The sequence below is a fragment of the Limnohabitans sp. MORI2 genome, from assembly GCF_027925025.1.
In the GTDB taxonomy this organism is placed as follows: Bacteria; Pseudomonadota; Gammaproteobacteria; order Burkholderiales; family Burkholderiaceae_C; genus Limnohabitans.
The window spans coordinates 953,028-965,205 of sequence record NZ_AP027058.1 but is presented as its reverse complement, the minus strand read 5'-3'; the positions used below and the strand labels follow the sequence as shown (position 1 = coordinate 965,205).

13 protein-coding genes are annotated in these 12,178 nt (G+C 55.2%); 8 read left to right on the top strand and 5 right to left on the bottom strand.

Annotated features, from left to right (window positions below):
- The first annotated feature begins 243 nt into the window (after nucleotides 1–243).
- Both QMG27_RS04910 and QMG27_RS04905 read left to right on the top strand, forming a co-directional pair.
- On the top strand, nucleotides 244–1,098 hold the full coding sequence (locus tag QMG27_RS04910) for a spermidine synthase (RefSeq protein ID WP_348773625.1): 855 nt from the start codon (nucleotides 244–246) through the stop codon (nucleotides 1,096–1,098).
- A 75-nt stretch (nucleotides 1,099–1,173) separates the two neighbouring features.
- Nucleotides 1,174–1,383 carry a hypothetical protein gene (locus QMG27_RS04905; RefSeq protein WP_281813826.1) on the top strand — a complete coding sequence of 70 codons (210 nt, stop codon included), beginning with the start codon at nucleotides 1,174–1,176 and terminating at the stop codon, nucleotides 1,381–1,383.
- Here QMG27_RS04905 and QMG27_RS04900 read toward each other — a convergent pair.
- Together QMG27_RS04900 and QMG27_RS04895 are read right to left on the bottom strand one after the other, a co-directional pair.
- Nucleotides 1,375–2,337: a CapA family protein gene (locus QMG27_RS04900; protein WP_281813824.1), complete on the bottom strand. Its 963-nt coding sequence runs from the start codon at nucleotides 2,335–2,337 to the stop codon at nucleotides 1,375–1,377. The two genes, QMG27_RS04905 and QMG27_RS04900, sit on opposite strands and share 9 nt — an antisense overlap.
- Nucleotides 2,334–2,669, bottom strand: coding sequence for a hypothetical protein (locus QMG27_RS04895; protein ID WP_281813822.1), 336 nt, complete (start codon nucleotides 2,667–2,669; stop codon nucleotides 2,334–2,336). The genes QMG27_RS04900 and QMG27_RS04895 overlap by 4 nt, the downstream gene beginning before the upstream one ends.
- Nucleotides 2,670–2,843: 174 nt before the next feature.
- On the opposite strand from QMG27_RS04895, the gene selD reads away from it, so the two are divergent.
- A complete protein-coding gene (selD, locus tag QMG27_RS04890; RefSeq protein WP_281813819.1) occupies nucleotides 2,844–3,911 on the top strand; it encodes a selenide, water dikinase SelD in 1,068 nt (355 codons plus the stop codon).
- Nucleotides 3,912–3,921: 10 nt separating this feature from the next.
- Here selD and arfB read toward each other — a convergent pair whose 3' ends face one another.
- Genes arfB through QMG27_RS04875 form a run of 3 tightly spaced genes read right to left on the bottom strand, consistent with a single transcriptional unit; the run spans nucleotide 3,922 to nucleotide 6,219 of the window.
- Nucleotides 3,922–4,311, bottom strand: a complete 390-nt coding sequence (arfB, locus tag QMG27_RS04885; RefSeq protein ID WP_281813816.1) for an alternative ribosome rescue aminoacyl-tRNA hydrolase ArfB — start codon at nucleotides 4,309–4,311, stop codon at nucleotides 3,922–3,924.
- A gap of 9 nt (nucleotides 4,312–4,320) precedes the next feature.
- Nucleotides 4,321–5,271 (bottom strand): AEC family transporter, encoded by a 951-nt coding sequence (locus QMG27_RS04880; RefSeq protein WP_281813814.1) that lies wholly within the window; start codon nucleotides 5,269–5,271, stop codon nucleotides 4,321–4,323.
- A 21-nt stretch (nucleotides 5,272–5,292) separates the two neighbouring features.
- Nucleotides 5,293–6,219, bottom strand: coding sequence for a tripartite tricarboxylate transporter substrate binding protein (locus QMG27_RS04875; RefSeq protein WP_281814533.1), 927 nt, complete (start codon nucleotides 6,217–6,219; stop codon nucleotides 5,293–5,295).
- 196 nt (nucleotides 6,220–6,415) lie between these two features.
- Here QMG27_RS04875 and QMG27_RS04870 point away from each other — a divergent pair, with 196 nt between their 5' ends.
- The 5 genes from QMG27_RS04870 (at nucleotide 6,416) to QMG27_RS04850 (ending at nucleotide 12,177) form a co-directional block, all read left to right on the top strand.
- The gene (locus tag QMG27_RS04870; protein ID WP_108284026.1) at nucleotides 6,416–6,766 is read left to right on the top strand and encodes an FKBP-type peptidyl-prolyl cis-trans isomerase; all 351 of its coding nucleotides are present in this window, start codon (nucleotides 6,416–6,418) and stop codon (nucleotides 6,764–6,766) included.
- A 151-nt stretch (nucleotides 6,767–6,917) separates the two neighbouring features.
- A complete protein-coding gene (gene grpE, locus QMG27_RS04865) occupies nucleotides 6,918–7,523 on the top strand; it encodes a nucleotide exchange factor GrpE (RefSeq protein WP_281813808.1) in 606 nt (201 codons plus the stop codon).
- Nucleotides 7,524–7,594: 71 nt separating this feature from the next.
- Nucleotides 7,595–9,520 carry a molecular chaperone DnaK gene (dnaK, locus tag QMG27_RS04860; RefSeq protein WP_281813803.1) on the top strand — a complete coding sequence of 642 codons (1,926 nt, stop codon included), beginning with the start codon at nucleotides 7,595–7,597 and terminating at the stop codon, nucleotides 9,518–9,520.
- A 104-nt stretch (nucleotides 9,521–9,624) separates the two neighbouring features.
- Nucleotides 9,625–10,767: a molecular chaperone DnaJ gene (gene dnaJ, locus QMG27_RS04855; protein WP_281813801.1), complete on the top strand. Its 1,143-nt coding sequence runs from the start codon at nucleotides 9,625–9,627 to the stop codon at nucleotides 10,765–10,767.
- Between the two features lie 45 nt (nucleotides 10,768–10,812).
- Nucleotides 10,813–12,177 carry an MBL fold metallo-hydrolase gene (locus QMG27_RS04850; protein ID WP_281813799.1) on the top strand — a complete coding sequence of 455 codons (1,365 nt, stop codon included), beginning with the start codon at nucleotides 10,813–10,815 and terminating at the stop codon, nucleotides 12,175–12,177.
- The last annotated feature ends 1 nt before the right edge of the window (nucleotide 12,178 follow it).

The window sequence follows — 12,178 nt, the reverse complement described above, 5'->3', positions numbered from 1 at the left end:
TTGCAGATCAGATGGGGAAACATCAATTACACACAATATTGCACATCGATAGTTTTCATGCTGTAAGTCGCATAAATCATAGGATTTTAAACATCATGGCTTTCTGTTAATCCGTAGGTCCCTGGTTCGAGCCCAGGTTGAGGAGCCAAAAAAGTAAAGCCCCTGCATTCGCATGCAGGGGCTTTTTCTTTGAAAGTTCGCCGGCCAAAGTCATCCCAAAAAGTTCAAGACACAATGCAGTCTATGAATTTCTTAGATGAGCTGAATTTGGCTGGTGTCTTGGCTGCATGCTTGGTGGCCATGTTGTTGGGAGCTTGGCTGGCCAGAAAACAGGCTCGCGCATTCAAAGGGCAAACCCACAATGGGCATCCGGCCGTGACGTTTTCAGATTACGGTGACATGCGTTTTTTGCACTTAGACACCCCTGCTGTGCAAGGCTCGATGAAACTCAGCCAGCCTTTTGATATTCATCTGGAGTATGTACAACGGATGATGGCTTGGTTGTTGTTCGTAGAGCTTCATCAGGTTCCACGCTTGCAAGCCATGCAATTGGGGTTAGGTGCCGCCTCACTGACAAAATTTTGTCATCATCACCTGAAGATGCGCACCGCGGCTGTGGAGCTCAATCCACAGGTGATTGAGACCTGTCGGCGTTGGTTTCATCTCCCAGAAAACTCTGCACAACTGAATGTATTGCTTGGGGATGCGGCTGATATTGCTCGACACCCTGAATGGCAACAGCAAATAGACGTGCTTCAGGTCGACTTATATGCCCCCGAGGCTCGCCGTCCCGTGCTCGACAGTGCAGACTTCTATCGTGATTGCCATCGCTTGCTCACACCCAGTGGTTGCATGGTGGTGAATGTGTTTGGGGCAGCCTCCAATGTGAACGAGAGCATTGCCAATATCAAAGCATCGTTTGGAGACAACTCTGTCTGGGCGTTCGCGCCAACGACGGCAGGCAACAGCATCGTCCTTGCATTTCGCACGCCGTATGATGTTTCTGACAGTGACATGCTTGAACAAGCCCACACGATTGAAGCAAGGTGGCCACTACCGGCTACCAAATGGCTCAACGCCTTAGCGCGCGTTGCCTAGTACTTCGGCCATAAGTTCTTTGAGACTTTAAGTAGGTCACGTATATTCTGTAGCTAACGCACTTACACCACTGCCATGACCGACAGCCCGCCCGACCCCATCAAAGCACTGAGCTGTGAAACTTGCTACTACGTCATGCCTTCCTATTCGTCCAGCACAGGCCTTCGCTGTGGACTGAAATACTTTCAAGCCTCGGCCTTCATGCGCAAACTACAGCGCATGGAAAACTACCCTGAGGTCAAGAAAATCAATGCATGCGAGTCTTGGCTCAACAAGTCAACGTAATGTCACACGTTGAACAGGTTGCTTGCCAGCATGCGGCAAACCAGCGCGATCAATTTGAATTTCATGGGCTTGCCAGCTACGCACACCTTGGCGGTCGAGTTCCAAGCGCACCGCCCACGCCACATTGTGGATGGGGTCGCTAAATCCTTCAAACACAAAATTGCCTAAGCTGTAAAAAATAGGCTTGCCTTTGTAGGCTTCGGTATCTTGCAACTGATGGGGATGACCACCCACCACAGCATCTGCACCTGCATCAATCATCAATTTCGCCAAGGCACGTTGGCGCGCGTTGGCCGTGGACTCCTCCCAGCCCCAGTGCATGACAGCGATCACGACATCGGCCTTCCACACGCGGCGGGCATCCACAATGTCACGTACCACTTGCTCATCCTCGCTCCAAGCCACACCAGGGCGATCATGATCGGCTTCAAAGCTGCGCGGCTGAAATTCGTCGTAGCCCAACACAGCAATGCGCACCCCACGACGCTCCAAGATGAGTGGCGTGTGAGCCTCTTTGAGGTTGTGGCCACCGCCGTAATAGCCGAGACCCGAGCGTTTGAGCAAACCCAACATCTGAGCCAATGCTTGCGGCCCGTAGTCGCCCGAATGGTTATTGGCAAGCCCCACCGCATCAAAGTGGCGGCGTAGATAGTTCAAACTCTTGGGCGGCACTCGGAACACATTCGGTTTTTCGGGCTCCGGCGAGCCAACCGTCGCCACCACACACTCTAAATTGCCCAATCTCAAATCAGCTCCACGAAACAGATGCGCCACGCCCGCAAATGGATCTTGGCCTTTGCGCATGGCACGTAGAGGTGCGCCATCCAACATGATGTCGCCGGCAAACACCACAGATACGACCTGCTCACGCTCAGCTGATGCCGTTTGTGCACAGACCCAGGTTGTCCCTGCAACCCAACAGGCCAGCACACCCCATCGGACCGTACGCATCATGGCTGCACCTCATGCAGAGCACAGCTATAGAGCAGCTCTTTGCCCAGAAATGGCGAATACAAGGCGACTCGTCCGGTGAGTGACTCTGGCGTGGGATGCGTTTGAGCCACAGGCGCCACAAACTTCACATGCTGCAGCAACATGGGTTGCCGCTGGGTTTGGTAAGACACATACAAATTGATCAAATCAACTCGTGTTTGATCGCCTAGCACGACGGCTTTGAATCGAAACCGATTGGCCAAATTCACACTGGGCACTTCGTAAGGTTCAGAGACAGGTAAAAAGCTGTGTTCAACCCATTCGGCATTCACTTCAAAGTGACAACGCAGCACGGGCGAAGCATCCACTGCTGCGCAACATCCCAGCAAGCAGACCCAAAACCCAAAGCAACTTTTGAAAGTGTGAAACATCATGCACCACAGCCTACTAGACAGGCAACACCACGCCTCTATGGGTTTGCCCTTGCGTGGCTGGCAAAATAACAGCCCATCTAAGAAAGCAATGCCATGAGCACCCCATCCTCCGCCACACCTCCCCGCTTAACCAGCCTCTCGCACGGTGGAGGGTGTGGATGCAAAATTGCGCCAGGCGTACTCAGTGAGATTTTGAAAAGCACGAGCGCCATGCCGATTCCACCGCAGTTGCTGGTGGGCATTGAAACCGCTGACGATGCGGCGGTTTACCAGCTCAATGATGAGCAAGCGCTGATTGCCACCACCGACTTTTTCATGCCCATCGTCGACGATCCATTTGACTTTGGTCGCATTGCCGCGACCAACGCCATCAGCGATGTGTACGCGATGGGCGGCACACCCATCATGGCATTGGCTTTGGTGGGTATGCCTGTGAATGTGCTGCCCCCAGAGACGATTGGCAAAATTTTGGATGGCGGTCAAAGCGTGTGCCGCGAAGCCGGTATTCCGATTGCCGGTGGCCACACCATTGATTCCGTCGAACCGATTTACGGTTTGGTGGCCTTAGGCTTGGTGCATCCCAAACGCATCAAACGCAACGCAGATGCTCGCGTCGGTGATCGCCTAATTTTGGGCAAGCCACTGGGCGTGGGCGTGCTATCTGCCGCGCTCAAAAAAAATGCACTCAGCCCTGAAGGCTATGCCCAGATGATTGCCAACACCACCCAACTCAACACGCCTGGGGCAGCATTGCCAGCACTGAACGGCGTGCATGCCATGACCGATGTGACTGGCTTTGGGTTGGCGGGTCACGCACTCGAAATGGCGCGTGGTTGCCAACACACCGTACAGCTGAACATGAGCCAAGTCCCTCTACTTCATGGCGTTCGCGCACTCGCCGAGCAGGGCATGCTCACAGGCGCATCAGGTCGCAACTGGTCAGCCTATGGTCACGAGGTTCAATTGGGCACTGATTGCAATGCGATTGACCAAGCCCTGCTGACTGACCCTCAAACCAGCGGCGGTTTATTGGTGGCTTGCGCATCCGAATCAGTCGCCGAGGTACTGGCGGTATTTGCGCAACATGGTTTTGCACAGGCTTGTGAAGTCGGCGAAATCACACATTCAGTTGAAAGTGGTGCACGGTTAGTCGTGCGTTGATCCTGAACACTTAAACCACACGGCCTCGGTTCGATTTGATCGCCGAGGCTTTTTTCTTGCTCTCTAAGCGACGCTGTTGCGAGGCATACGTTGGCTTGGTCGGTTTGCGTTTTTTAGGCGGCTTGGCCACACTCTGCACCAAGTCATACAAACGCGCAAAGGCTTCCATGCGATTCATGTCTTGGCTGCGATGCTCTTGTGCTTTGATGACCACCACACCCTCTTGTGTGATGCGGTGATCGGACAACGACAACAAACGGGCTTTCACATCGTCTGGCAACGACGAGGCCTTCACATCAAAGCGCAAATGAATTGCGCTAGAGACCTTGTTGACGTTTTGCCCTCCCGCGCCCTGCGCACGAATGGCCGTGATTTCAACTTCAGACTCTTGGATGTGCATGGCGGCTATTTAGACATGCCATCCTGGCAACTCACCCATGCCCCACAACACCAAACTGATGGTGAAAAACGACACGATGGTGGTGACCAACAAAGCCGCAGCACAAAACCCCTCTTGACCATGGCGTTGCGCCAACAAGGGATAAATGCCCAGCATGGGCATGCCAGCCAACAACACGGCAGAAATTTTCAAGCTCGGTTCAATCGGACCCACCACCATGAGCATGAGGGCCACCGCCAAGGGGTGTACCACCAACTTGCCCATTGCAATCCACCGCACCTCTTGAAGCAATCCGATCACACGCATACCCACCAACGAGCCGCCATTGACAAACAAAGCGATGGCTGCGGTAGAGGCGGCAAACAGATTGACCGTTTTCGACAAAACCTCTGGCAAATGCCAGCCAAATATGGAAAACACCAAGCCCACCACAATGGCCTGCATCATGGGAATCTTTGCCATGCGCTTCAAACTCTCAAAGATGGTGCGTTGCCAAGACAAATGCTCGGCCTCGCCACTCTCTGCAATCGCCAAAGCCAAGGGAATCGTGAGTAAATTCTCAATCAACACCGTCAACGCCAAGCCCAAGCCTGCTGCGGGCCCCAAGAACTGCAACAGGATGGGATAGCCCACATAGCCGCTGTTCGAACAGCTCACGCCCATGGCCACCATCCCACTCTCGGCCAACGATTTTTTTCGCCACAGTCGCCACACCGCAAACCCGATGGCGAACGACAACATAGAACCTGCGCCATACGCCAGCAAATAGTTAGGGTTCATGACCTCTGAAAAATTACGCTGTGCCAATGCGTTAAACAGCATGGCAGGCAGCCCAAAGTTCAGCACAAAGCGCCCGAGGACTTGGCCATCGACCTTGCTAAACATGCCGCGACGGGTCGCGGCAAAGCCTAAGCCGATCGACAAATAAATGGGACCGGTGATGGTAAGGATATTGAGCATCAGAGGGACTTGGCTTGTGGATTATTGTTTTTGAATGCCAGCGCGTTGAATCACATCACCCCAGCGCTTGATTTCGGTTTGCAACCACTCTTGGGCTTGCGGCACGGTACTGGGATGCGGCTCCACATTCAACTCCAACAATTTTTGGCGTACGGCAGGTGTTTGCAAGGCAGCGTTGACCTCCTTGTTCAAACGTTCCACCACGGCTTGTGGTGTTTTGGCTGGCACACCCAAGCCGTTCCACGAAGTCGAGACCAAGTTGGGTACCCCACCCTCTTTGGCTGTTGGCACTTGAGGCAAAGCGGCGTTGCGTTTTTGCCCCGTCACGGCCAAGGCGCGCAAGGCGCCACCTTTAATTTGAGGCAACACAGGGCTGAGCACCTCAACCGCCACATCAATCTGGCCACCACGTAACGCCGTCATCACGGCAGGTGTGCCATTGAATGGCACGACCTGCGCATCCAGACCGGCCACTGATTTAAACAACTCCGCCGTCAAATGCTGTGTGCTGCCGATGTTGATGCTGCCAATGTTGAGCTTGCCCGGATTGGCTTTGGCCCACGACAGCAACTCGGGCAAGGTTTGAAAACGTGACTCAGCGCTGGTGACAATGGCCAAGTCGAACGTGCCCATCAAAGACACGGGCGTAAAGTCTTTCACGGGGTCAAAAGGCAAGGCTTTGAAAAGGCCAGCACTCACGGCGTTGGCGTTGGACATCAGCAAGAGCGTATAGCCATCTGGCTCGGCCTTGGCCACCATCTCGGCCGCCACAATGCCGCCCGCCCCTGGGCGGTTATCAATCACCACCGATTGGCCCAAGCCTTCCGACATTTTTTGTGCCACGGTGCGCGCCGTCAGATCAGCCACACCACCTGCCCCAAAGGGCACCACGATGCGCAAAGGCTTCGTTGGGTAAGTTTGCGCCAGTGCAGACAACATGCAGCCCATCAACAGGCTGAGGGCAAACAACTTGGTAAAACATCGACGAGCTTGCATGGGGGCACTCCACAGAATGAGTCAAAAACGTCATTCTCTTCCATCATGAAAGGCCTGCGTCAGCGATCAAGAACCGCGCTCATGGAAAGACACCTCACTGGGTACACTCTGGGGTTACGCATTTATTAGACCCATCCAAGGATTTGCCATGAACACGACCCCTTCCGGCCTGCAATACATCGACAACGTGGTGGGCGACGGCGCTGAAGCCGCCGCTGGCCAGCACGTGAGCGTGCACTACACCGGCTGGCTTTACAAAGACGGAGAGCAAGGTGCCAAATTCGACTCCAGCCGCGACCGCAATGACCCGTTTGACTTCCCATTGGGCGCAGGCATGGTCATCAAGGGCTGGGACGAAGGCGTGCAAGGCATGAAGATTGGCGGCCAACGCACCCTCATCATCCCGCCAGAGCTGGGCTACGGCGCACGCGGCGCGGGCGGTGTGATTCCACCCAACGCCACTTTGAAGTTCGACGTCGAGCTGCTCGGCCTCGAATAAAAGGGTTTCACGGCAGTTTTTGACTGCCGACAGCAAGCGGGGCGCGGCCCCGCTTTGTTTTGCCCTTGCAAATTTTTTACAAAACCCCTCTTGAAATAGGGTTGGATGCCCTCAGCTCCGCTGAATCTCCCTCCAACAAGCCCTACAAAGCATGTCAGAACCTACAGAAAACAAAGATTCCGCAGCCGCAGCCGCAGCGCCGTCTGCCGCTGACCATTTGGCCTCTCACATGGCTGGCATGGCCCCAGCCGATCAAGCGCCTGCGGCATCTGAGCCAGCTGCCGCGCTAGACCCACTGGCCGCAGCCCAAGCTGAAGTGGCCACCTTGCAAGCCAAAGTGACCGAGCTGCAAGACCAATACATCCGTGGCCAAGCCGAGGTGCAAAACGCCCGCCGCCGTGCGGACGAAGAAGTGTCTAAGGCCCGCAAATTCGCACTCGAGAGCTTTGCTGACAGCTTGCTGCCCGTGCTCGACAGCCTCGAAGCAGGTTTGGCTGTGCAAACTGCAACGCCTGAACAAATTCGCGAAGGCGCGGAAGCCACGTTGCGTCAGCTCAAGAGCGCGATGGAGCGCAACAAGATTGTGGCCATCGACCCCGCCGTAGGCGCCAAGTTTGACCCCGCACAACACCAAGCCATCAGCATGGTGCCTGCCGAGCAAGAGGCCAACACCGTGGTCACCGTGCTGCAAAAAGGCTACTTGATCGCAGAGCGCGTGTTGCGCCCTGCCTTGGTCACTGTGGCCGCACCGAAATAAACACTTGAAATTGGCGAAGTTATCCACACCTACGCCTCATCTGAATTTTTAAAAGTTACTGGAGTAAGAACATGGGAAAAATCATCGGTATTGACTTGGGCACCACCAACTCGTGCGTGGCCATCATGGAAGGCAACACGACCAAAGTGATTGAGAACGCCGAAGGCGCTCGCACCACACCTTCGATCATTGCGTATCAAGAAGACGGCGAGATTCTGGTCGGTGCATCGGCCAAGCGCCAAGCTGTGACTAACCCACGCAACACCTTGTACGCGGTCAAGCGTTTGATCGGTCGCAAGTTCAGCGAAAAAGAAGTTCAAAAAGACATCGACTTGATGCCCTACACCATCGCCAAAGCCGACAACGGCGACGCATGGGTGGAAGTGCGCGGCAACAAGTTGGCCCCTCCTCAAATCAGCGCTGAAATTCTGCGCAAGATGAAGAAAACCGCCGAAGACTACCTCGGCGAAGAAGTGACCGAAGCCGTCATCACCGTACCCGCTTACTTCAACGACGCACAACGTCAAGCCACCAAAGACGCTGGCCGCATTGCAGGCTTGGATGTCAAGCGCATCATCAACGAACCCACCGCTGCCGCGTTGGCCTTCGGTTTGGACAAAACAGAAAAAGGCGACCGCAAGATTGCGGTATATGACTTGGGTGGCGGCACGTTCGACGTGTCCATCATCGAAATCGCGGACGTCGATGGCGAGAAGCAATTTGAAGTGTTGTCCACCAACGGCGACACCTTCTTGGGCGGTGAAGACTTTGACCAACGCATCATCGACTTCATCATCTCAGAGTTCAAGAAAGAATCTGGCGTTGATTTGTCCAAAGACGTGTTGGCCTTGCAGCGCCTCAAAGAAGCCGCTGAAAAAGCCAAAATCGAGTTGTCATCGTCTGCGTCGACCGACATCAACTTGCCTTACATCACGGCTGATGCCACAGGTCCCAAGCACTTGAACATCAAACTCAACCGCGCCAAGTTGGAGCAACTGGTGGACGAGTTGATCGAGCGCACCATCGCCCCTTGCCGCACCGCCATCAAAGATGCCGGCGTATCTGTGGGTGACATCGATGACGTGATCTTGGTCGGCGGTATGAGCCGCATGCCCAAGGTGCAAGACAAGGTTAAAGAATTTTTCGGCAAAGAGCCACGCCGTGACGTGAACCCCGACGAAGCCGTGGCCGTGGGCGCTGCGATTCAAGGTCAGGTGTTGTCGGGCGACCGTACCGACGTGTTGTTGCTCGACGTGACGCCCCTGTCTTTGGGCATCGAAACCCTGGGCGGCGTGATGACCAAGATGATCGCTAAGAACACAACCATCCCTACCAAGTTTGCACAAACCTTCTCGACCGCCGAAGACAACCAACCTGCCGTGACCATCAAGGTCTACCAAGGCGAGCGCGAAATGGCTTCTGGTAATAAGTGCTTGGGTGAGTTCAACCTTGAAGGCATCGCACCTGCTGCACGTGGCACACCTCAAATTGAAGTGTCGTTTGACATTGACGCCAACGGCATCTTGCACGTGGGCGCCAAAGACAAAGCCACCGGCAAAGAAAACAAGATCACGATCAAAGCCAACTCTGGTTTGAGCGAAGACGAAATTCAACAAATGGTGAAAGACGCCGAGTTGAACGCCGCTGAAGACAAGAAGAAACTCGAAATCGTGCAATCGCGCAACCAAGCCGACGCCGCTGTGCACAGCGTGAAGAAGAGCTTGGGTGAGCACGGCGACAAGCTCGACGCTGGCGAGAAAGACGCCATCGAAGCCGCGATCAAGGAAGTGGAAGAAGCATTGAAGGGCGACGACAAAGCCGCCATCGATGCCAAGACCGAAGCCCTGATGACCGCCTCGCAAAAGCTCGGCGAAAAAGTCTATGCAGACATGCAAGCTCAACAAGCTGCTGGTGGCGCTGCCCCCGGTGCAGAGCAAGCCAAACCAGCCGACGACAACGTGGTCGACGCTGAAGTGAAAGAAGTGAAAAAAGGCTAAGCCCTTTCTCATCTTCTGAGCTGACCTCGCCGCGTTTCGCCTGACCAGGTGAACACGCGGCGAAGTCTTGATCAAGCCCCACAAAAAACGGCACTGCCCACACCATGTCCAAACGCGATTTTTATGAAGTACTCGGCCTAGCCAAAGGCGCGAGCGACGACGAGATCAAAAAGGCTTATCGCAAACTCGCGATGAAGTACCACCCTGACCGCAACCAAGGCGACAAAGCCAAGGATGCCGAGGCGCAGTTCAAAGAGGTCAAAGAGGCCTACGAGATGCTGTCGGACCCCGAAAAACGTGCAGCCTACGACCAGTACGGCCATGCGGGCGTGGACCCCAATATGCGCGGTGGTGCAGGCGGATTTGGCGGTGGCTTTGGCGGCGCAGGCTTTGGTGAAGCATTTGGCGACATCTTTGGTGACATCTTTGGTCAACAACGCCGTGGCCCCGGAGGCCGTCAGGTCTACCGCGGCAACGACTTGAGCTATGCCATGGAAATCACGCTCGAAGAAGCAGCCAATGGCAAAAACGCTGAAATCAAAATCCCAAGCTGGGACGAGTGTGAAACCTGTAGCGGCACAGGTGCCAAACCCGGCACCTCAGTCAAAACCTGTACCACCTGCCACGGCAGCGGCCAAGTGCAAATGCGTCAAGGCTTTTTCAGTGTGCAGCAAACCTGTCCGCATTGCCGAGGCTCAGGCAAGATCATTCCTGATCCATGCAATATGTGTCACGGCCAAGGCAAGATCAAGAAGCAAAAAACACTCGAAGTCAAAATCCCAGCCGGCATCGACGACGGCATGCGCATTCGCAGCACTGGCAATGGCGAGCCAGGCACAAACGGCGGGCCACCCGGTGATTTGTTCATCGAGATTCGCGTCAAGAAGCACGACATCTTCGAGCGCGATGGCGACGACTTGCACTGCTCAGTGCCCATCAGCATCACCACCGCGGCTTTGGGTGGCGAAATTCGCGTCCCGACACTGGCAGGCGAAGCAGCCATCGACATTCCTGAAGGTACCCAAAACGACAAGCAGTTCCGCTTGCGTGGCAAGGGCATCAAGGGCGTTCGCTCTAGCTTCCCTGGCGACTTGTATTGCCACATCTCGGTGGAGACACCGGTCAAGCTCACCGAGCACCAACGCAAGCTGCTCAAAGAACTGGATGAGTCATTGAAAAAAGGCGGCAATAAGCATTCACCTGCTGAGGGTGGATGGGCTGACAAGCTCAAACGCTTCTTCAATTAACGCGCAGAGCGAAGTGTCTTCACCGAAAACGTGGATACTTCGCCTATGAGCGTCAACATCACCTTCTTAGGCGGAACCGGTACTGTCACCGGCTCTAAGTATTTGGTCCAGCACGATGGCAAAAAGCTGCTGGTCGATTGCGGGTTGTTTCAGGGCTACAAACAATTGCGCTTACGCAACTGGAGCCCGCTGCCTGTCACGCCTACTGATGTCGATGCGGTCATCTTGACGCATGCGCACCTGGATCACAGCGGCTACGTTCCCCTGCTCTACCGTCAGGGCTATCGCGGCAACATCCACGCCACACCAGCCACATGCGATTTGTGCGCGATCTTGTTGCCCGACAGCGGCCATATTCAAGAAGAAGATGCAGCCTTTTTAAACCGGCACGGCTACACCAAACATGAACCAGCCATGCCCTTGTACAGCAAGCATGATGCGTTCTTGTCGTTGCAGTTGCTCAAGCCAGAGCGTGAAACACACACCTTCTCGCCCATCCCAGGTTGGAAAGCCACCTTCAGCACAGCAGGCCACATCTTGGGTGCAGCCAGTGTCTTGGTCGAAGTGGCAGGACGACGGATTCTGTTCAGCGGTGATGTGGGTCGCCCTGACGACATGATCATGAACCCGCCTGCACCGCCTCCAGATGCAGACACGGTGCTGATCGAGTCGACCTACGGCAACCGTGAACACCCGCACGAAAACATCATGGCTGAACTGGCCCCCGCACTCAAGCGCGTGGCTGCACGCGGTGGCGTGGCCGTCGTGCCTGTGTTTGCGGTGGGACGCGCGCAAGCGCTGTTGCACGCCATTGACATCATGAAAGAGCGCGGAGACATTCCGCATGCATTGCCGATCTTCTTGGACAGCCCCATGGCCGTGCACACCACTGATTTGTTTCAGCGCCACCCAGAGGCGCATCGTTTGGATGCGCATGCACTCAAAGGTTTGAAGCATGTGGCGACCATGATTGAAACCACTGAGCAGTCCAAGGCACTGGCCAAACGCCACGGCCCGATGGTCATCTTGGCAGCCAGCGGCATGGCCACAGGCGGGCGTGTGTTGCACCATTTGGCGCGCTATTTACCCGACCACCGCAACATGGTCATCCTCACGGGCTACCAAGCACCGGGCACACGCGGGGCCACCATCGCAGGCGGAGGCTCGATGCTACGCATGCATGGCCAAGACGTAGCCATCCACGCTGAAGTGGTGCAGTTGCAATCTTCATCGGCGCATGCGGATGCCTCGCAACTAATTGCTTGGTTGAACCAAATGCGAAGCAAACCCGATCAGGTATATGTGGTGCATGGCGAACCCGAGGCCTCGGATGCGCTGCGTCAGCGCATTGAGCGTGATTTGCAATGGCGAGCCATCGTGCCCGAACACGGCAGTGTTTGGCCTACATAGC

Excerpts from the sequence above, each read along its gene's own strand:
- QMG27_RS04910 (WP_348773625.1), top strand. The coding sequence starts at position 244 with ATGAATTTCTTAGATGAGCTGAATTTGGCTGGTGTCTTGGCTGCATGC.
- QMG27_RS04905 (WP_281813826.1), top strand. The coding sequence starts at position 1,174 with ATGACCGACAGCCCGCCCGACCCCATCAAAGCACTGAGCTGTGAAACT.
- QMG27_RS04900 (WP_281813824.1), bottom strand. The coding sequence starts at position 2,337 with ATGATGCGTACGGTCCGATGGGGTGTGCTGGCCTGTTGGGTTGCAGGG.
- selD (WP_281813819.1), top strand. The coding sequence starts at position 2,844 with ATGAGCACCCCATCCTCCGCCACACCTCCCCGCTTAACCAGCCTCTCG.
- arfB (WP_281813816.1), bottom strand. The coding sequence starts at position 4,311 with ATGCACATCCAAGAGTCTGAAGTTGAAATCACGGCCATTCGTGCGCAG.
- QMG27_RS04880 (WP_281813814.1), bottom strand. The coding sequence starts at position 5,271 with ATGCTCAATATCCTTACCATCACCGGTCCCATTTATTTGTCGATCGGC.
- QMG27_RS04875 (WP_281814533.1), bottom strand. The coding sequence starts at position 6,219 with ATGGGCTGCATGTTGTCTGCACTGGCGCAAACTTACCCAACGAAGCCT.
- QMG27_RS04870 (WP_108284026.1), top strand. The coding sequence starts at position 6,416 with ATGAACACGACCCCTTCCGGCCTGCAATACATCGACAACGTGGTGGGC.
- grpE (WP_281813808.1), top strand. The coding sequence starts at position 6,918 with ATGTCAGAACCTACAGAAAACAAAGATTCCGCAGCCGCAGCCGCAGCG.
- dnaK (WP_281813803.1), top strand. The coding sequence starts at position 7,595 with ATGGGAAAAATCATCGGTATTGACTTGGGCACCACCAACTCGTGCGTG.
- dnaJ (WP_281813801.1), top strand. The coding sequence starts at position 9,625 with ATGTCCAAACGCGATTTTTATGAAGTACTCGGCCTAGCCAAAGGCGCG.
- QMG27_RS04850 (WP_281813799.1), top strand. The coding sequence starts at position 10,813 with ATGAGCGTCAACATCACCTTCTTAGGCGGAACCGGTACTGTCACCGGC.